Origin of the sequence: Streptomyces sp. NPDC093094, assembly GCF_044754345.1 — a bacterium.
GTDB lineage: Bacteria > Actinomycetota > Actinomycetes > Streptomycetales > Streptomycetaceae > Streptomyces.
Map to the genome: position 1 here is coordinate 490,093 of NZ_JBIVOX010000005.1, position 19,122 is coordinate 509,214.

Annotated in this window: 18 protein-coding genes; 14 read left to right on the forward strand and 4 right to left on the reverse strand. The window is 72.8% G+C overall.

From position 1 onward, the window contains the following. Window positions 1-72: 72 nt before the first annotated feature. Both ACIQGV_RS13320 and ACIQGV_RS13325 read left to right on the forward strand, forming a co-directional pair. Window positions 73-1,275: a sensor histidine kinase gene (locus ACIQGV_RS13320; protein WP_402493991.1), complete on the forward strand. Its 1,203-nt coding sequence runs from the start codon at window positions 73-75 to the stop codon at window positions 1,273-1,275. Between the two features lie 161 nt (window positions 1,276-1,436). Further along, window positions 1,437-2,108, forward strand: coding sequence for a response regulator (locus tag ACIQGV_RS13325; protein ID WP_402493993.1), 672 nt, complete (start codon window positions 1,437-1,439; stop codon window positions 2,106-2,108). Between the two features lie 448 nt (window positions 2,109-2,556). Here the strand turns inward: ACIQGV_RS13325 and ACIQGV_RS13330 are convergent, their stop codons facing one another. Next, on the reverse strand, window positions 2,557-3,660 hold the full coding sequence (locus tag ACIQGV_RS13330; protein ID WP_402493996.1) for a DUF5937 family protein: 1,104 nt from the start codon (window positions 3,658-3,660) through the stop codon (window positions 2,557-2,559). A 166-nt stretch (window positions 3,661-3,826) separates the two neighbouring features. Between ACIQGV_RS13330 and ACIQGV_RS13335 the strand changes: the two genes are divergently transcribed. Continuing rightward, window positions 3,827-4,036 carry a hypothetical protein gene (locus tag ACIQGV_RS13335; protein ID WP_402493997.1) on the forward strand — a complete coding sequence of 70 codons (210 nt, stop codon included), beginning with the start codon at window positions 3,827-3,829 and terminating at the stop codon, window positions 4,034-4,036. A 40-nt stretch (window positions 4,037-4,076) separates the two neighbouring features. Here the strand turns inward: ACIQGV_RS13335 and ACIQGV_RS13340 are convergent, their stop codons facing one another. Further along, a complete protein-coding gene (locus tag ACIQGV_RS13340; protein WP_402493999.1) occupies window positions 4,077-5,258 on the reverse strand; it encodes a threonine aldolase family protein in 1,182 nt (393 codons plus the stop codon). Between the two features lie 175 nt (window positions 5,259-5,433). Between ACIQGV_RS13340 and ACIQGV_RS13345 the strand changes: the two genes are divergently transcribed. The 10 genes from ACIQGV_RS13345 to ACIQGV_RS13390 all read left to right on the forward strand — a co-directional run bounded on the left by ACIQGV_RS13345 (window position 5,434) and on the right by ACIQGV_RS13390 (window position 14,189). Then, a complete protein-coding gene (locus ACIQGV_RS13345; RefSeq protein ID WP_402494002.1) occupies window positions 5,434-6,390 on the forward strand; it encodes a Rossmann-like and DUF2520 domain-containing protein in 957 nt (318 codons plus the stop codon). Continuing rightward, window positions 6,387-7,379, forward strand: coding sequence for a pantoate--beta-alanine ligase (gene panC / locus ACIQGV_RS13350; protein ID WP_402494005.1), 993 nt, complete (start codon window positions 6,387-6,389; stop codon window positions 7,377-7,379). The genes ACIQGV_RS13345 and panC overlap by 4 nt, the downstream gene beginning before the upstream one ends. After that, the gene (locus ACIQGV_RS13355) at window positions 7,376-9,097 is read left to right on the forward strand and encodes an L-aspartate oxidase (protein WP_402494008.1); all 1,722 of its coding nucleotides are present in this window, start codon (window positions 7,376-7,378) and stop codon (window positions 9,095-9,097) included. The genes panC and ACIQGV_RS13355 overlap by 4 nt, the downstream gene beginning before the upstream one ends. Before the next feature lie 5 nt (window positions 9,098-9,102). Further along, window positions 9,103-10,074, forward strand: coding sequence for a carboxylating nicotinate-nucleotide diphosphorylase (gene nadC / locus ACIQGV_RS13360; RefSeq protein WP_402494010.1), 972 nt, complete (start codon window positions 9,103-9,105; stop codon window positions 10,072-10,074). Between the two features lie 16 nt (window positions 10,075-10,090). Further along, window positions 10,091-10,888, forward strand: a complete 798-nt coding sequence (locus ACIQGV_RS13365; RefSeq protein ID WP_402494012.1) for a type III pantothenate kinase — start codon at window positions 10,091-10,093, stop codon at window positions 10,886-10,888. Window positions 10,889-10,976: 88 nt separating this feature from the next. Continuing rightward, window positions 10,977-12,035 (forward strand): hypothetical protein, encoded by a 1,059-nt coding sequence (locus tag ACIQGV_RS13370; RefSeq protein WP_402494015.1) that lies wholly within the window; start codon window positions 10,977-10,979, stop codon window positions 12,033-12,035. Between the two features lie 160 nt (window positions 12,036-12,195). Further along, complete coding sequence (locus tag ACIQGV_RS13375) at window positions 12,196-12,372, forward strand: hypothetical protein (protein ID WP_402494018.1); 177 nt, start codon at window positions 12,196-12,198, stop codon at window positions 12,370-12,372. Between the two features lie 163 nt (window positions 12,373-12,535). Next, on the forward strand, window positions 12,536-12,988 hold the full coding sequence (locus ACIQGV_RS13380) for a BlaI/MecI/CopY family transcriptional regulator (protein WP_402494019.1): 453 nt from the start codon (window positions 12,536-12,538) through the stop codon (window positions 12,986-12,988). Between the two features lie 9 nt (window positions 12,989-12,997). Continuing rightward, entirely contained in the window at window positions 12,998-13,531 is a 534-nt protein-coding gene (locus ACIQGV_RS13385; protein ID WP_402494020.1) for an amino-acid N-acetyltransferase, read from the forward strand. 322 nt (window positions 13,532-13,853) lie between these two features. Further along, window positions 13,854-14,189, forward strand: a complete 336-nt coding sequence (locus ACIQGV_RS13390) for an Lsr2 family protein (protein WP_030872805.1) — start codon at window positions 13,854-13,856, stop codon at window positions 14,187-14,189. Here the strand turns inward: ACIQGV_RS13390 and ACIQGV_RS13395 are convergent. After that, complete coding sequence (locus ACIQGV_RS13395) at window positions 14,120-14,980, reverse strand: SCO3374 family protein (RefSeq protein WP_402494023.1); 861 nt, start codon at window positions 14,978-14,980, stop codon at window positions 14,120-14,122. The two genes, ACIQGV_RS13390 and ACIQGV_RS13395, sit on opposite strands and share 70 nt — an antisense overlap. A 430-nt stretch (window positions 14,981-15,410) precedes the next feature. Here ACIQGV_RS13395 and ACIQGV_RS13400 point away from each other — a divergent pair, with 430 nt between their 5' ends. Then, window positions 15,411-17,936 (forward strand): ATP-dependent Clp protease ATP-binding subunit, encoded by a 2,526-nt coding sequence (locus ACIQGV_RS13400; protein ID WP_402494026.1) that lies wholly within the window; start codon window positions 15,411-15,413, stop codon window positions 17,934-17,936. Between the two features lie 173 nt (window positions 17,937-18,109). Here the strand turns inward: ACIQGV_RS13400 and ACIQGV_RS13405 are convergent, their stop codons facing one another. Beyond that, window positions 18,110-18,745, reverse strand: a complete 636-nt coding sequence (locus ACIQGV_RS13405; protein WP_402494028.1) for an HAD family acid phosphatase — start codon at window positions 18,743-18,745, stop codon at window positions 18,110-18,112. Between the last annotated feature and the right edge of the window lie 377 nt (window positions 18,746-19,122).

Sequence of the window (19,122 nt, forward strand, 5' to 3'; positions counted from 1 at the left end):
GTACGCGGGGCGGGCTCGGATCGGCCCTCCGGTTGACCCCGGCGCACATCGCGCTTCCCTACTCTGGGTTACGTGCAGCGCCTCTATGACTTTCTCCGCAGACACCCGACCGGGGTCGACTCCTTCTGGGCGATCGTCCTGTTCGGGCTCTCCGCGGCGAGCGGAACGGTCGAGCGGGAGGCCGCCGGGACCGATCAGCCGTGGCTCGTGGTCCCGGTCGCGCTGCTGCTGTGCGTGGTGGTCGCGCTGCGCCGCCGTATGCCGGAGAAGATGCTGGTCCTGGCCGCCGTGGTCGGTGTCGCCCAGCTCGTCCTGGACGTGGCGACCACACCGGCGAACTTCGCCATGCTGGTGATCGTCCACACGGTGGCCGCCACCGGCGAGAGCTGGGCCCGCCGCTTCGGCCTGGCCGCCGGCCTGGTCGCGGCGCCGCTGGCGCAGATCCGCTGGCACGACCCGGACACCAGCGCGCTGGGCAATGCGGCGATCGCCGTGTTCCAGACGGTCCCGTTCGCCCTGGCCTGGGTCCTCGGCGACTCGCTGCGCACCCGCCGTGCCTACTTCGCGCAGCTGGAGGAGCGCGCGGCCCGTCTGGAGAAGGAGCGCGAGGCGCAGGCCAAGGTCGCGGTGGCCGCCGAACGTGCCCGCATCGCCCGGGAGCTGCACGACGTCGTCGCGCACAACGTGTCGGTGATGGTGGTGCAGGCCGACGGCGCCGCCTACGTCCTCGACGCCGCCCCCGACCAGGCGAAGAAGGCCCTGGAGACCATCTCCTCCACCGGCCGCCAGGCACTCGCCGAGATGCGCCGTCTGCTGGGCGTGCTGCGTACCGGCGAGCACGAGGAGGCCGGGGAGTACGTGCCGCAGCCCGACGTCGAGCAGATCGAGGATCTGGTCGAGCAGTGCCGCGGTTCCGGTCTGCCTGTCGACTTCAAGGTCGAGGGCACCCCGCGGCCGCTGCCCAGCGGCGTCGAGCTGACCGCGTACCGGATCGTCCAGGAGGCGCTCACCAACACGCGCAAGCACGGCGGTCCCGACACCGGGGCGAGCGTGCGGCTGGTCTACTTCGACGACGGCCTCGGCCTGCTCGTCGAGGACGACGGCAAGGGCGCCCCGCACGAGCTGTACGAGGAGGGCGGCGTGGACGGACAGGGCCACGGCCTGATCGGCATGCGCGAGCGTGTCGGCATGGTCGGGGGCACCCTGGACGCGGGCCCGCGGCCTGGCGGAGGATTCCGCATCAGTGCCCTGCTGCCGCTCAAACCGGCGCACTGACGTCGGCGCACGCCCCGGTGACACCTGTAAGACCCCGCCGGACCACCTGGACAAGACCTCCGGACCAGACCTCCGGACCGACCGGACAAGACCCCGGACCACCCGCAAGACCCGCCAGACCGTCGCCGGCCCGGGCCGGACGGAGAACGGAAGAGGACCCGATGACGATCCGCGTGATGCTCGTCGACGACCAGGTGCTGCTGCGCACCGGATTCCGGATGGTGCTCGCGGCCCAGCCGGACATGGAGGTCGTCGCCGAGGCGGGCGACGGCGTCGAGGCCCTCCAGGTGCTGCGCGCGACCCAGGTCGACGTCGTACTGATGGATGTGCGCATGCCCAAGCTGGACGGCGTGGAGACCACCCGCCGCATCTGCTCGGAGCCCGAACCGCCCAAGGTGCTGATCCTGACCACCTTCGACCTCGACGAGTACGCCTTCTCCGGACTGAAGGCGGGCGCCTCCGGCTTCATGCTCAAGGACGTGCCGCCCGGCGAACTGCTCGCCGCCATCCGCTCCGTGCACAGCGGCGACGCGGTCGTGGCGCCGTCGACCACCCGCCGGCTGCTGGACCGGTTCGCGCCGATGCTGCCCGCCACCGGCGGCGAACCCCGGCACAAGGAGCTGGAGCGGCTCACCGACCGTGAGCGCGAGGTCATGGTGCTGGTCGCGCAGGGCCTGTCCAACGGCGAGATCGCGGCCCGCCTCGTGCTGTCCGAGGCGACCGTGAAGACGCACGTCGGCCGCATCCTGACCAAGCTCGGCCTGCGGGACCGTGTGCAGGTGGTGGTGCTCGCCTACGAGACCGGGCTCGTACGGGCCGGCGGACACGGCTGACGGGCCCCCGCCCCGCCGGTGGCGTCGGCGCATGCTCCTGCGGGGCAACGGCCCCTTCGGGGGCGGCAGGACACAGACCGCGTACGAGATGCAGCGCCGCCTGCGTCCCGGAGACCGCCGGCCGTGTCGCCGCCCTGGCCGGGCTGACGCTGCGGCCCGACGGCGAGGGCGCGCCGCGGACCCGGCTGCGGCAGGCACGGGCCGGCCTCCGGCACATCCGGTTCGACCGAACCGGACGCCCCGGGGCTGCCGCAGCAGGCCGGCCGATCCGGGCAAAAGCCCCCAGGGCCCTTCTGGCGGGTCTCCGCGGCGTCGCGACGCCCGGCACGCATGGCCCGCCGCACGGCGCGAAGGGCCGGGTGACTCCGCCGCACGACTCTCCGCACCGCACGCCGACCGCGCGCACCGGACGCCGCTCCCGCTCCCACGGAGATCCGTCAGAAGGGCCCTAGCGGAGCATCCCCTCCAGGAAGTCGCTGCCCAGCCGCGCGACCACCGTCACGTCGAGCTGGTGCAGCACGTAGCGCCCGCGCCGGCGCGTGGTGACCAGCCCCGCCTTCTTGAGCACCCCGAGGTGCCGTGATATCTCGGGGGCGGTCATGCCGTGCACCTGCGCCAGATCGCTGGTGGTGTACGCGCTGCGGGCCAGCAGGCGGCACAGCCGCATCCGCACCGGGTGGGACAGGGCGGTCATCCGCAGGGTGAGCTGCTCCAGCGACAGCGGCGAGGACAGCTCGGGCGAGCCGACGGGGTAGTGCAGCAGCGGCTGCCAGCCGGCCCGGTGCAGCACGCTCAGATGCGGCCGCCCCAGGCTCGTCGGCAGCAGGTACAGGCCGTCCGCCCCGGCGGTCGTACGTCCTTCGAGGACCTTGTCCACGACGATCCGCGTGCCGTCCTCCTCCAGCGACAGGGCCGGGGAGACCGCGGCCAGCGCCTCCGCCAGGCCGCGGCGGCGCAGCAGGTCCGTCTTGTGCCGGGCGTCGGCCGCCAGCTGGTGGCTCAGCCGGGCCCATGCCTCCGCGAAGAAGGCGTCGTCGCAGTCCTCCAGGAAGCGGCGCAGCCAGGCGCGCACCGCGGGCGGGTCGTCCAGCAGCCGCTGGGTGAAGCGCACCTGCGGGTGCCCGCGGGACGCGGCCGTCTCCAGCGCGCGGCGGCGGACCTCCGCGTCCGAGAGGATGCCCGTCGCCGGCAGGTCGTACTGCGACATGCAGGTGAACTCCAGCGCCGCGTCCACGAACTGCTCGTCGGTCAGCTTGTCCAGCAGGTCCAGGTCCTCGGCGAGCGTGGTGCCCGGCGGCGTGCCGCCCGCGAGGCCCGCGAACGGCAGGAACAGGTCCGAGAACGTCGACCGCCACAGGAAGTCCGCCTCGCACATCCGGTCGGCCAGATGCGGGTCGAGACGGGCGGCGACGGCGGTCGCCCACGCCTGGAGGCCGGGGTGATGGGCCGGCTCGGACAGCGCGTGCAGCGCCATGCCGAGCTCGGCCAGGGGCGAGGTCACGAAGACGACCCCCTGCGGCCGCAGCCCCGCGATGTCGATGCGCACGCTCATGCCCCCATGGTGCACCCCGCCCCCGGCCGCGCCCCCGTCGATTGACCGCGCCCGTCAATCGACGCGACAGTCGTCGTGACCGGGCGCAGCCTGGAACGACCGGGGCGTCCCGCGGAGCCTTCCGGATCCGCGGGACCCCCTCCCGGCGTCCACCCGAGGCGGGCCCATGAGCATCACCCAGCAGTACGCCCTCGACACCCACCGCGCCCTGCGGCTCGGCGAGCCCGTCCCGCCCGAGCCCGGCACCCACGACCTGCGGACCGTGCGCGAGCTGCGCGGTCTGCGCCGATTCCGCGCGGTCCTGGCGGGCCGCCCCGCCCGCGGCCGGATCCGGCTCGCCCTGGGGCGGTGGACACGGCCGCGTGCCACGAGGTGACGCCGCCGCGCCGGGGACCGGCACGCCGGAGCCCGCCGCGCTAGGACAGGCCGGGCAGACGCGCGGCGAAGTCCGCGGCCGCCTCCCGCACGTCGTCCGCCGTCCAGTCGAGGCCCGCCGAGCGCACGGTGACCTCGGTCAGCGCCAGCCCCGGGCCGCCCGGCGCCCAGCCGGCGGCGAACAGCATCGTGCCGGTCTCCTCGGCCTGGCGCACCGCGGCCTCGGCGAGCACCTCCGCGTCGTACGGCAGCCAGACCTGGAACTGGTGGATGTGCGGTGTCCCGGGGTGCACACGCGTCCACGGCAGGCCCGCCGCGGCGAAGCCGTCCCGCAGCGCGGCGGCGACCACGCGCGCGTGCCGCACGTACCGCGGCAGCATCGGCAGCTCCCGCTCCAGCCCGGCCAGCGCCGAGAGCACCGTCGGGAACTGCTGGAAGACCAGCCCCCCGTAGCGGTGCCGCCATGCCTTCGCCTCGTCGATCAGCGTGTCCGGGCCCGCGAGGGCGGCGCCGCCGAAGCCGTCGAGGGACTTGTAGAACGACACGTAGACACTGTCCGCGAGACCCGCGATCTCCTCCAGGGGACGGCCGAAGTGCTCCGTGGTCTCCCACAGGCGTGCCCCGTCGAAGTGCACCACCGCGTCCCGCTCGCGCGCCGCGTCCACGAGCTCGGTCAGCTCCTCCCAGGACGGCAGCAGGAACCCGGCGTCCCTGAGCGGCAGCTCCAGCATCAGCGCGCCGAAGGGCTCCTCGAAACCGCGCACCTCCGCGGCGGTGGGCAGCCGGGACTCGGAGGTCAGCCGGGCCGGGCGCAATCCGCTGACCAGGCTGAACGCGGCACGCTCATGCATCTCCGGGTGAGCCAGCCCGTGCAGTGCGACGGTGGGGCTGCCGGTGCGGCCCGCCCAGCAGCGCAGGGCGACCTGCTGGGCCATGGTGCCGGTCGGGAAGAACGCGGCCGCCTCCGTGCCGAGGAGCTCCGCGACGCGCGTCTCCAGGGCCTCCACGACCCCGTCGCCGTACAGGTCGGCCGGTTCGTCCAGGTCGTACACCTCGGGCGCCGTCTCCCGGAGCCGGTCGAGCCGCTCGCGCATCGATCCGCCGGAGCCGGGCCGCGACAGCACGCGCCGCGCCCCGCGGAAGGCGGCGCTCCGGCGCTCGCGCAACCTCTTCGGCCCCGATCGGGTGTCCTGCTCGCTCTGGTGCTCCGCCGCGGCGCTCATGCCCGGGATCATGCCCCTCGCGGACACGGTGCGGCACCGGGATTCCGGTGTCCGCGCGGCGCGTGGGGAAACCCACAGCCTGTGGATGACCGGACACCCCCCGAACCGATCGCGTTAACATGACGAGAAATCGTCCGGTACCCAGAGCGGACTGGAACGGGAAGGCCACCGTCGCGTGAGTACAGTCCAACAGCCAGACCCCAGGGACCGCCCCGCGCGGCTCACCGTAGGCGTCGTCGGCGCCGGTCGGGTGGGCCCTGTGCTGGCGGCGTCCCTCCGGCTCGCCGGGCACCGCCCGGTCGCCGTCTCGGCCGTCTCCGACACCTCCCGGCGGCGTGCCGCCGAACTGCTGCCCGACGCGCAGGTCGTGCCGCCCGCCGAGGTGCTGGAGCGCTCCGACCTGGTGCTGCTCACCGTCCCCGACGACACGCTGCCGGGCCTCGTGCAGGGCCTCGCCGACACCGGCGCGGTGCGCCCGGGCCAGCTGCTGGTGCACACCTCCGGACGCTACGGCGCCAAGGTGCTCGACCCCGCCCTGCGCGCGGGCGCGCTGCCGCTGGCGCTGCACCCGGCGATGACGTTCACCGGCACACCCGTCGACGTGCAGCGCCTGGCGGGCTGCTCCTTCGGCGTGACCGCCCCGCAGGAGCTGCGGCTGGCCGCCGAGGCCCTGGTGATCGAGATGGGCGGCGAGCCGGAGTGGATCGCCGAGGAGAACCGCCCGCTCTACCACGCGGCCCTCGCGCTGGGCGCGAACCACCTGGTGACCCTGGTCGCCCAGTCCATGGAACTGCTGCGCACCGCCGGTGTCGCGGCCCCCGACCGGATGCTCGGCCCGCTGCTCGGCGCCGCCCTGGACAACGCCCTGCGCTCCGGCGACGCCGCCCTGACCGGCCCCGTCGCACGCGGCGACGCGGGCACGGTCGCCGCCCACGTGGCCGAACTGCACCGGCACGCCCCGCAGACCGTCGCCGGCTATCTGGCCATGGCACGGGCGACCGCCGACCGGGCGCTCGCCAGCGGCCTGCTCAAGCCGGAACTCGCCGAGGACCTGCTCGGGGTGCTCGTCGGCCGGACCGGTCCGGCCGGCCCGACCGACGGGAGCGACGGCGCCGAAGGAGACGCCCGATGACCACCACCCTGCTGCGCACCGCCGCCGAACTGTCCGCACGCGCGCGTGCGGGCCGCCGCGCCGTCGTGATGACCATGGGGGCCCTGCACGAGGGCCACGCCACCCTGATCCGTGCCGCGCGCGAGACCGCCGGGCCCGACGGGGAGGTCGTCGTCACGGTCTTCGTCAACCCGCTGCAGTTCGGCGCGGGCGAGGACCTCGACCGCTACCCGCGCACCCTGGACGCCGACCTGAAGGTCTGCGAGGCGGCCGGTGCCGACGTCGTCCTCGCGCCCTCGGCCGAGGAGGTCTACCCCGGCGGCGAGCCGCAGGTGCGGATCACCGCCGGTCCCATGGGCGGGCGCCTGGAGGGCTCCTCCCGGCCCGGCCACTTCGACGGCATGCTCACCGTCGTCGCCAAGCTGCTCCACCTCACCCGGCCCGACGTGGCGTTCTTCGGGCAGAAGGACGCCCAGCAGCTCGCCCTGATCCGGCGCATGGTCCGCGACCTGAACTTCGGCGTGGAGATCGTCGGCGTGCCCACCGTGCGCGAGGAGGACGGCCTGGCGCTGTCCAGCCGCAACCGCTACCTGTCCCCGGGCCAGCGGCGCACCGCGCTCGCCCTGTCCGGCGCGCTGTTCGCGGGCCGCGACCGGCACGCCGCGCAGGAGGCACTGCGCGCACGGGCGCTCCAGGTGCCCGCCACGCACGCGCGTGCCGAGGCGCTCAGCGCCCTGGGCGAGTCCCGCGCCGCCGCCGACGCGCACGCCGTCGCCCAGGCCGTGCCCGGCGCCGCCTCGGCCGTCCGCGCGGCCGCCCGTCTCGTCCTGGACGAGGCCGCCCGCCTGGACCCGCCGCTCGAGCTGGACTACCTCGCGCTCGTCGACCCGTCCGACTTCACCGAGATCGACGACGACCACCTCGGCGAGGCCGTCCTCGCCGTCGCCGCCCGGGTCGGCACCACCCGGCTGATCGACAATCTGCCCCTGACCTTCGGAGCCGCCTCGTGACCAGCACAGGCATACGACTGCACGCGCCCGCGCCGGGCTGGTCGATCGACGCGGACGTGGTCGTGGTGGGCTCCGGAGTGGCGGGCCTGACCGCGGCCCTGCGCTGCGAGGCGGCCGGTCTGAGGACGGTCGTCGTCACCAAGGCCCGCCTCGACGACGGCTCCACCCGCTGGGCGCAGGGCGGCATCGCCGCGGCCCTCGGCGAGGGCGACACCCCCGAACAGCACCTCGACGACACCCTGGTCGCGGGCGCCGGCCTGTGCGACGAGGAAGCCGTGCGCCTTCTCGTCACCGAGGGCCCGGACGCCGTGCGGCGGCTGATCGCGACCGGTGCCGCGTTCGACACCGACGACGAGGGCGGCATCGAGCTGACCCGCGAGGGCGGCCACCACCGGCGCCGCATCGCCCACGCGGGCGGCGACGCGACCGGCGCGGAGATCTCCCGCGCGCTCGTGGAAGCCGTCCGCGCGCGTGGCCTGCGGACCGTCGAGAACGCGCTCGTGCTGGACCTGCTGACGGACGCCGAGGGCCGTACGGCCGGGGTGACCCTGCACGTGATGGGCGAGGGCCAGCACGACGGTGTGGGCGCCGTGCACGCGCCCGCGGTCGTCCTCGCGACCGGCGGCATGGGCCAGGTCTTCTCCGCCACCACCAACCCGTCCGTCTCCACCGGCGACGGCGTGGCTCTCGCCCTGCGCGCGGGCGCCGAGGTCAGCGACCTGGAGTTCGTGCAGTTCCACCCGACGGTGCTGTTCCTCGGGACGGAGGCGGAGGGCCAGCAGCCGCTGGTGTCCGAGGCCGTACGCGGCGAGGGCGCCCACCTGGTGGACGCCGACGGCGTGCGCTTCATGGTCGGACAGCACGAGCTGGCCGAGCTGGCGCCGCGCGACATCGTCGCCAAGGGCATCATGCGCCGTATGCAGGAGCGGGACGCCGAGCACATGTACCTCGACGCCCGGCACTTCGGCGCCGAGATGTGGGAGCACCGCTTCCCGACGATCCTCGCCGCCTGCCGCGCCCACGGCATCGACCCGGTCACCGAGCCCGTCCCGGTCGCCCCGGCCGCCCACTACGCCTCCGGCGGCGTGCGCACCGACTCCCGGGGCCGTACGACGGTCCCCGGCCTGTACGCGTGCGGCGAGGTCGCCTGCACCGGTGTGCACGGCGCCAACCGGCTCGCCTCCAACTCGCTGCTGGAGGGCCTCGTCTACGCCGAGCGCATCGCCGCGGACATCGCCGCGCGGCACGCCGCCGACGGCCTCCACGCGCGCGTGCCGCAACCCGTCCCGTACCCGGAGGTCCCGGCCCACCCCCTGCAGGCGTCCGAGGCCCGCTTCGCGATCCAGCGGACCATGACCGCGGGCGCGGGCGTCCTGCGCTCGGCCGTGTCGCTCCAGCGGGCCGCCGAGCAGCTCCAGCGGCTGCACACCGAGGCCCGTGACGCCCTCGACGAGAACGGCAAGACCGCCGAGCCCGGCGTCGACACCTGGGAGGCCACCAACCTCCTGTGCGTCGCCCGGGTGCTGGTCGCCGCGGCCCTGCTGCGCGAGGAGACCCGCGGCTGCCACTGGCGCGAGGACCGGGCCGAGCGGGACGACACGACCTGGCGCCGCCATGTCGTCGTACGGCTGAATCCGGACCGCACGCTCGCCGTGCACACCACCGACACCGCAGACTTTCCCCCTACCCGGCAGCCCCAGCCCTCCCAGGAGCAGTGACAGAAGTGAGCGACACCGACCTTCCCCTCGTCCAAGAAGGCGGCTGCGGCGACGGCTGCGCCTGCGGCGGCGACGCCGAGTACCTGGAGAGCGGCCTCGACCCCGCCCTCGCGCAGCTGCTCGCCGACGCCGGGCTCGACCCGCTGGAGGTCGAGGACGTCGCCAACGTGGCGATCCAGGAGGACCTGGCCGGCGGCGTCGACGTGACGACCGTGGCGACCATCCCCGAGGACGCCGTCGCCACCGCCGACTTCGTCGCCCGCGAGGCCGGCGTCGTCGCGGGCCTCAGGATCGCCGAGGCGGTCGTCTCGATCGTCGCCACCGACGAGTTCGAGGTCGAGCGGCACGTCGAGGACGGCGACCGCGTGGAGCCCGGGCAGAAGCTGCTGTCCGTCACCACCCGCACCCGCGACCTGCTGACCGCCGAGCGCAGCGCGCTGAACCTGCTGTGCCGCCTGTCGGGCATCGCCACCGCCACGCGCGCCTGGGCCGACGCACTGGAGGGCACCGGCGCGCGGGTGCGGGACACCCGCAAGACGACGCCGGGCCTGCGCGCGCTGGAGAAGTTCGCCGTGCGCTGCGGCGGCGGCGTCAACCACCGCATGTCCCTGTCGGACGCGGCGCTGGTCAAGGACAACCACGTGGTCGCGGCCGGCGGCGTCGCCCAGGCGTTCACGGCCGTACGGGAGGCGTTCCCGGACGTGCCGATCGAGGTCGAGGTCGACACCCTGCACCAGCTGCGCGAGGTCGTCGACGCGGGCGCGGACCTGATCCTGCTGGACAACTTCACGCCCGGCGAGTGCGAGGAGGCCGTGGCCCTCGTGCACGGCCGCGCCGCGCTGGAGGCGTCGGGCCGGCTCACCCTGGACAACGCCAAGGCGTACGCGTCCACCGGGGTGGACTACCTCGCCGTGGGGGCCCTGACCCACTCCTCGCCGATCCTGGACATCGGTCTGGATCTGCGAGCGGCGGAGTAGGGAGCGGGAACCGGCCATGCTGCTGACGATCGACGTAGGCAACACGCACACCGTGCTCGGTCTGTTCGACGGCGAGGACATCGTCGAACACTGGCGGATCTCCACGGACGCCCGCCGGACCGCCGACGAACTGGCGGTGCTGCTGCAGGGCCTGATGGGCATGCACCCCCTCCTCGGCGACGAACTGGGGGACGGCATCGACGGCATCGCCATCTGCGCGACCGTCCCGTCGGTCCTGCACGAGCTGCGTGAGGTCACCCGCCGCTACTACGGCGACGTCCCGGCGGTCCTGGTCGAGCCCGGCGTGAAGACGGGCGTGCCGATCCTCACCGACAACCCCAAGGAGGTCGGCGCGGACCGCATCATCAACGCGGTCGCCGCCGTCGACCTCTACGGCGGTCCGGCGATCGTCGTCGACTTCGGTACGGCGACGACGTTCGACGCGGTCAGCGCGCGCGGGGAGTACATCGGCGGGGTCATCGCGCCGGGCATCGAGATCTCGGTCGAGGCGCTCGGCGTCAAGGGCGCCCAGCTGCGCAAGATCGAGGTGGCGCGGCCGCGCAGCGTGATCGGCAAGAACACCGTCGAGGCCATGCAGTCCGGCATCGTCTACGGCTTCGCCGGGCAGGTCGACGGCGTGGTGAGCCGGATGGCGCGCGAGATGGCCGACGATCCCGAGGACGTGACGGTGATCGCCACGGGCGGGCTCGCCCCGATGGTCCTCGGCGAGTCCTCGGTCATCGACGAGCACGAGCCCTGGCTGACGCTGATCGGCCTGCGCCTGGTCTACGAGCGGAACATCTCGCGGATGTGAGGCGGGTGGCGCGGCCGGGCGAGTGGACCGGCCGCGCCACACCCGCCTGATCAGCCGGGTTTGTCTGATTAGCGCGTACTGTCGCCGCATGCCCACGCCATACGGATCCCGCGGCGGCATGGCGTTCGGCGCGGAGGAGCTGCGTGTGCTCCGCCGCGCCCTCGCCCTCGCCCTCCACCCCTCGCCCGCCTCGGCCCAGGACGTCCAGGACTGCCATCGCCTCGCCGAGTCGCTCGACGAGGCGACGCGGGAGGGGGTCCGGCTGCGCGCGTTCCTGGTGGCCGACCTGGCCCGCTACCGGGCCGCCCTGCCCGGCACCGCGGCCGGCTACCTCGCACTGCTGGAGGAGGTGCTGGGGGCCGGTCACCGCCCGGACCCCGACGACCTCGCCGCGCTGCGCGCCCTGCGCGGCAACCCCGTCGCCGCCGCGCTGCTCCAGCGCTGCCAGATCCTCGCGGAGCAGGACGTGCGGTCCCGTCTGGCCCGCCGCTCCCGTCCCGCGGCGGCGTCCCCGGCCGTCCCGTCCCCGGTCGTCCCCGCGTCCCGCACCCGTCTCCTGGCCCTCCCCGGCGGCCGCACGGAGCCTCCGTCCCCCCGCCGCTCCCCGGAACCGGCCCTCAGGGGCGCGCGCCCCGACCGCGCGGCAGGCCCGACGGGCGTCCAGGACGGGCAGGATCCGGCAGGGCGGCAGGCAGGGGCCGCCGGCGGCCGCTCCGAGGCGATGCCGGTCGGCCGCGCCGAGAGCCGGGCCGGGGCATGCTCGGCGGGCCTCGTCGACGAGCGGACCGGCACCCGACCGACGGGCCGGCCCGTCGCGGCCGACCGGACGGGACCGACGGGCGGGCGTCCCCCGGCGCCCGCGACCGGACTCACGGGCGGCCGTACAGCGTTCACGGCGGGCCCCGCCGGCCTCATGGGCCCCGCCGGCCTCGCGGGCGCCCCGGGAGCCGGGCAGGAGCCGGGCGGGACGCCCGTGCGGAAGCCCGGGCGGACGCCGGAGGAGCGGCCCGCCGGGGAACCGGCCGTGCCCCCGTCGGCCCCCGCCGGGCCCGGGCCCCGGCGCCCCGTCCCCACACCGGGCGAGGTGTTCCCGAAGCGCAAGCCGCAGGGCCCTGCCGACCCGCGGCAGAGACTGGCCGCAGGCTGAGGGACACCCGCCGCGAGCCCGCCTGTGCCCCGGACCGGCCGTCATCGGCCGGTCCGGGGCACACACGCGCGGGCGCCCCGTTCCTCCGGCCCGGGGGCCCGCCCGGAGCCGCTCCGCACCCCGGCACCGGCGCCTTCGCGCGCGTGGCTACCCTGGGGTCATGGACTACCTCTCCGCGCTGCTGCCCCCGGTCGTGATGGCCGTGTTCTTCGTCGGCGTGATCCGGGTGATCGTCAAGACCCAGGGCGGCACCCAGAAGGCCAAGGAGGACGCGGCCGTCGACGCCGCCCTCGAGCGGGCCGGCGACGCCCGCCCCCCGGCCGGCGCGGACGCCTGACCGCACCGCCGCGCAGCACCTCGGCGTACGACTCCCCGGAGGAGTCGTACGCCCTTTTTGTCCCGGTTCAGAGCAAAAGTTCACGTCCGGCACGCCATCGACGTGATCTCCCACTATTGTCTGAGCTGTGCCTCGCCCATTGGGAGAACTCGAAGACGCGGTCATGACGCGGGTGTGGAAGTGGAACCGCCCGGTGACCGTTCGAGAAGTCCTTGAAGACCTTCAGCAGGAACGGTCGATCGCCTACACCACGGTGATGACCGTTCTGGACAATCTCCATCAGAAGGGCTGGGTGCGCCGTGAGGCGGAAGGCCGGGCCTATCGATATGAGGCGGTCTCCACCCGCGCCGCCTACGCCGCGGCCCTGATGAACGACGCCTGGGCGCAGAGCGACAACGCCGCGGCCGCACTCGTCGCCTTCTTCGGGATGATGAGCGACGAACAGCGGCAGGCCCTCACGGATGCCGTACGGATCGTCCAAGGGCCGGAATCCGCCGAACCCCCGGAAGCCCCCGAACCCGCGCGTCCCGCCGAAGAAGCCGTACGGCCCGCCGAACCGTCCGAAGGCGCCGGCGGGGACAACCCCGGTTCCGCACCGGAGGCGGACGGGCGATAGCGTCCGCTCATGTCAGCAGCCAGTCCCGAAGTCACCGCTAAAGCCATCACCGTCCGCCGGGCCCGGACCAGCGATGTCCCCGCCGTGCGCCGACTCCTTGACGCGTACGTCCGTGACGGCATCCTGCTCGACAAAGCGACGGTGACCCTTTACGAGGACATCCAGGAGTTCTGGGTCGCGGAACGCGACGACAACGCCGAGGTGGTCGGCTGCGGCGCGCTGCACGTGATGTGGGAAGACCTCGCGGAAGTCCGCACGCTGGCGGTCAGGCCCGGCCTGAAGGGCGCCGGGGTCGGCCACCGGGTGCTGGAGAAGCTGCTGGAGACCGCCCGCTGGATCGGCGTTCGCCGGGTTTTCTGCCTGACCTTCGAAGTGGACTTCTTCGGCAGCCACGGCTTCGTGGAGATCGGCGAGACGCCGGTGGACACGGATGTCTACGCGGAGCTGCTGCGTTCTTACGACGAGGGCGTGGCGGAGTTCCTCGGTCTCGAACGAGTGAAACCGAACACCTTGGGCAACAGTCGGATGCTTCTGCATCTGTGATCGACGTGCGGTCTATGCCCGGGCTATGCCCCAGGTATGGCCGAGGTATGCGCGGGAGTATCCCCAGGTCTATGCGGTCGCCTATGCCAGGGGTATTCTGACGGATCCCCCATGTCCAGTTCCCTCATGTCCAGTTCCCCTATGTCCGAAACGCGCATGTTTCCGGGGCCGGGGCGGACCGCTGGTGCTCTCCCGGGGGTTTGTGTTTTTCCCGCAAAAGCGGTTTGCTTTCCGACGTACTGCAGTACTGCATATAAGAGGGGGCGGCGAAACGGCGGACGCCGGACCCCCGGCCCTCACGTTATCGATGAAAGGAAATCCGGTGGCACAGAAGGTTCAGGTCCTTCTTGTCGACGACCTCGACGGTGGCGAGGCCGACGAGACCGTGACGTTCGCGCTGGACGGCAAGACGTACGAGATCGATCTCACGACTGCCAATGCGGACAAGCTGCGCGGCCTTCTCGACCCTTACGTGAAGGGCGGCCGGCGCACCGGTGGCCGTGCTTCGGGCGGGCGCGGCAAGGCGCGCGCCGCTTCCGGCGGCAGCCAGGACACCGCGGCCATCCGCGCCTGGGCCAAGGAGAACGGTTACGAGGTCAACGACCGCGGCCGGGTTCCCGCGTCCATTCGTGAGGCGTACGAGAAGGCCAACGGCTGAGCGCGGACGCGCCCCAGCCGGATCCGGTGGCACTGCGCGGCCACCGTTTCCACCACCCGCGCGAGATCGGGGGCGTCCCCTACGCCCCCCAGGGCCGACAGCGTCGGCAGCGATGCCTCGACCTCGCACCCCGGCACGGGGGGCCGCAGCCAAGCGGCCCCCTGCAGCGAACCGGTGCGGGCCGACGGCCGCGTCCGGCGGCTCCCTCCCGGTCCGCGGCCGGCCGTGGCCGGTGAGCCGGCCCCTGCCCGCGGACGCTCCCCCGTGTCCGGGCCCGCCGGCGTCCCCGGCGCCGCCGCCGACGTCCGAGAGACGGCCCCTGCGGCCGTGCCGTGTCCCACGGGCGGCGGAGCCGTGATGTGCCCGCCCCTGCCGATCGGCACCAGGTCCGGCACCAGAGGACCCCATTCCAGCCAGTCCAGCAGGCCGGGCAGCTCCTCCGCGCCCCCGGCGGCCACCAGCAGCCACATCCGCTCGCCGCACACGGCCACCGGAGAACCGGGCCGCAGATGACGCAGAGCCGCGAGACCGGCCTGAACCGGTACGTCCAGGACGTCGAACCGCACACCTGCGGAAAGTAGGACCGGATCCCCGGGCACTGTCGCCCAGCCCAGTTCGTTCTCGTACCAGCGCCGGACGCGGGCACCGCGCCCGTGCGCCCGGAGGGGCGAGGGGACGACCGGGCAGGCGGACGACAGGGCCGGAGGTGCGGATGACAGGGCCTCGGGAACGGACGGCGGGACCGGAGAGGCCGGTGACGCCGGGGTCACCGGCGGGACTGCGCCAACCATGCCAAGTGCAACCGCCCGAACACCTCCCAAGTTACGCTGAGTGTTTCCACGGGTGCACGCAGTGGCGAAAGGCGGAGCGGGGCCGCGCGCGAGGAGGCACAAGGTTGTTCGCCCGTAGCGGAGGGAAAAGGGGCGCACGGCATGGAGTGTCAGTCCCGGCGGGTAAGACATCCCTAGTGGGAGGGGGCGACGCGCGGGAAAGGCCGTCTCACGTTCGCCATCGGCGTAGTGGCGACTGGGGTAACTGCCTGGCCTGCGGGAACATCGTCTCGCACCATCGGGTTGGAGCAGATGTCGGCGTTCGGGGTCAGGAGGCCATCGACGGTGTCGGCAGTTGGAATGAGCGGTCCCCGCTCGCGGGACTAAGCTGCGGAAGGACAGGGAGGGGAAGTTCCCCCCACTGCCTGACCGCTCTGAGGAGCGATTAACGATGTTCGAGAGGTTCACCGACCGCGCGCGGCGGGTTGTCGTCCTGGCTCAGGAAGAAGCCCGGATGCTCAACCACAACTACATCGGCACCGAGCACATCCTCCTGGGCCTGATCCACGAGGGTGAGGGTGTCGCCGCCAAGGCCCTTGAGAGCCTCGGGATTTCGCTCGAGGCGGTCCGCCAGCAGGTGGAGGAGATCATCGGCCAGGGCCAGCAGGCGCCCTCGGGCCACATCCCCTTCACCCCCCGTGCCAAGAAGGTCCTGGAGCTGTCGCTCCGCGAGGCCCTTCAGCTGGGTCACAACTACATCGGCACGGAGCACATCCTGCTCGGCCTGATCCGCGAGGGCGAGGGCGTCGCCGCCCAGGTCCTCGTCAAGCTGGGCGCAGACCTCAACCGGGTGCGGCAGCAGGTCATCCAGCTGCTCTCCGGTTACCAGGGCAAGGAGACCGCCACCGCCGGCGGGCCTGCCGAGGGCACCCCCTCGACGTCCCTGGTCCTCGACCAGTTCGGCCGGAACCTCACCCAGGCCGCTCGTGAGTCCAAGCTCGACCCGGTCATCGGGCGCGAGAAGGAGATCGAGCGGGTCATGCAGGTGCTGTCCCGCCGCACCAAGAACAACCCGGTCCTGATCGGTGAGCCCGGCGTCGGCAAGACCGCCGTCGTCGAGGGCCTCGCCCAGGCCATCGTCAAGGGCGAGGTGCCCGAGACCCTCAAGGACAAGCACCTCTACACCCTCGACCTCGGTGCCCTGGTCGCCGGCTCCCGCTACCGCGGTGACTTCGAGGAGCGCCTGAAGAAGGTGCTCAAGGAGATCCGCACCCGCGGCGACATCATCCTGTTCATCGACGAGCTGCACACGCTGGTCGGTGCGGGTGCCGCCGAGGGCGCCATCGACGCGGCCTCCATCCTGAAGCCGATGCTGGCGCGCGGTGAGCTCCAGACCATCGGTGCGACCACGCTCGACGAGTACCGCAAGCACCTGGAGAAGGACGCGGCCCTGGAGCGCCGCTTCCAGCCCATCCAGGTCGCCGAGCCGTCGCTGCCGCACACGATCGAGATCCTCAAGGGCCTGCGTGACCGGTACGAGGCGCACCACCGCGTCTCGATCACCGACGAGGCGCTCGTCCAGGCCGCCACCCTGGCCGACCGGTACATCTCGGACCGCTTCCTGCCGGACAAGGCGATCGACCTGATCGACGAGGCCGGTTCCCGGATGCGCATCCGCCGGATGACCGCGCCGCCGGACCTGCGCGAGTTCGACGAGAAGATCGCCGGTGTCCGCCGCGACAAGGAGTCCGCGATCGACTCGCAGGACTTCGAGAAGGCCGCCTCCCTCCGCGACAAGGAGAAGCAGCTCCTGGCCGCCAAGGCCAAGCGGGAGAAGGAGTGGAAGGCCGGCGACATGGACGTCGTCGCCGAGGTCGACGGCGAGCTGATCGCCGAGGTGCTGGCCACGGCCACGGGCATCCCGGTCTTCAAGCTCACCGAGGAGGAGTCCAGCCGCCTGCTCCGCATGGAGGAGGAGCTCCACAAGCGGGTCATCGGCCAGACGGACGCCGTCAAGGCGCTCTCGAAGGCGATCCGCCGTACGCGTGCCGGTCTGAAGGACCCGAAGCGTCCGGGTGGCTCGTTCATCTTCGCCGGCCCGTCCGGTGTCGGTAAGACGGAGCTGTCCAAGGCGCTCGCCGAGTTCCTCTTCGGCGACGAGGACGCGCTGATCTCCCTCGACATGTCGGAGTTCAGCGAGAAGCACACGGTCTCGCGTCTCTTCGGTTCGCCCCCCGGCTACGTGGGCTACGAGGAGGGCGGCCAGCTGACGGAGAAGGTCCGCCGCAAGCCGTTCTCGGTCGTCCTCTTCGACGAGGTCGAGAAGGCCCACCCGGACATCTTCAACTCGCTGCTGCAGATCCTGGAGGACGGTCGCCTGACCGACTCCCAGGGCCGGGTCGTGGACTTCAAGAACACGGTCATCATCATGACGACCAACCTCGGCACCCGGGACATCTCCAAGGGCTTCAACCTGGGCTTCGCGGCCTCGGGCGACAAGAAGACCAACTACGAGCGCATGAAGAACAAGGTCTCGGACGAGCTCAAGCAGCACTTCCGGCCCGAGTTCCTCAACCGTGTCGACGACGTGGTCGTCTTCCCGCAGCTGACGCAGGAGGACATCCTCGCGATCGTCGACCTGATGATCGGCAAGGTGGACGAGCGCCTGAAGGACCGGGACATGGGCATCGAGCTCTCCCAGTCCGCCAAGGAGCTGCTGTCCAAGAAGGGCTACGACCCGGTGCTGGGCGCGCGTCCGCTGCGCCGCACGATCCAGCGCGAGGTCGAGGACACGCTGTCGGAGAAGATCCTCTTCGGCGAGCTGCGCCCCGGTCACATCGTCGTCGTGGACACCGAGGGCGAGGGCGAGTCCCAGACCTTCACGTTCCGGGGCGAGGAGAAGTCCGCTCTCCCCGACGTCCCGCCGATCGAGCAGGCCGCGGGTGGGGCGGGTCCCAACCTGAGCAAGGACGCGTGACCCTGCGGGGCTGAGCGTCACCGAAGGGGCCGGTGCTTTTCGGAGCACCGGCCCCTTCGTGCTGCCCGGCGGCGGGTCACAGCACCAGGTGCCCGGGAGGGCGCAGCGGGCGCCCAGGCAGTCCTGGAAGGCGCGGTGGGCGAAGCCCGGCGCCCCGTCGGCGGGCCGGGGGGTCAGGAGAGCCGGCCGCCGTAGTCCGGCAGTTTGTACGTCTTCTCGGCGTGGCCGCCCGACAGGTCGGTGGCGCTGTTGCCGATGTTCGCGATGATCGTGTAGCCCTTCCTCTCGATGGCGGCGCGCTGGGCGGTCTTGTAGTCGGCGACGTTCTTGAACAGGTCGAGGAAGCCGCGGACGTGCAGCCCGGAGACCTCGTAGCCGCGGTGCTCCAGGTTCCACTCGGTGGGCGCGTAGACGATGCCGGGGCGGGCGGTGACGAAGAACAGGCCGACGCCGTGCTCCTGGGCGTACCGGGCGACCTCCAGGACCGGGCTGTTGGCCGGCTGGGGGTAGCTGAAGCCGAAATCGGTCTCCAGGGCCGTGTTGTCGATGTCCAGGACGATCGCCTGCCGCTCGCCCGGCCTCGCGTTCGCGATCCGCTGTTCGAGGTGGGGCAGCGCCTGGTCCATCACAGCCCGGCAGTCCCGCTGCCAGGTGGCGTAGTCGACGTCCTGCGCGGCAGTCGTGGCGGCGGCGGTCGTCGTGCTGCCGGTGGGCGTCGCGGCTCCGGCGGGGGTGGCCAGGGCTGCCAGCGCGGCCGCGGTGACGGCGGTGGCGGCAGTGCGACGCGTCCAGGGGCGTCGTCCGGTCATCTGTGGGGGTCCTCTCGCGCGCGTACGGCGTCCCGTACACAACTGACGTGTCATGAGCATGCTTGTTCATGAGGGTGGCGTCGAGGGGTCCGGCAGATGACCGGGCGGTGGTTTCGGCGTAGCCCCGGTCACATCCGCAGGTCAGCGCGGTGGAGGCCCCGGTGACATGCCGCACAGGCGATTTGTCCGTTACTAGCCGGAATAGTGGAGACCCGCGGGAGGGGTCCGGAGTGCCGGGTAGCGCAAAACCGGTGGCCGATTGGGTTAAATGGGCGATTCATCCCGAATGGAGGCTCTGTCAAGGAAGCGGGATGTTCGGGGGGTCGTACTAGCTTTCGTCGTAGATCACACGTTTGAGCCTCGATGGCCGACTCGGT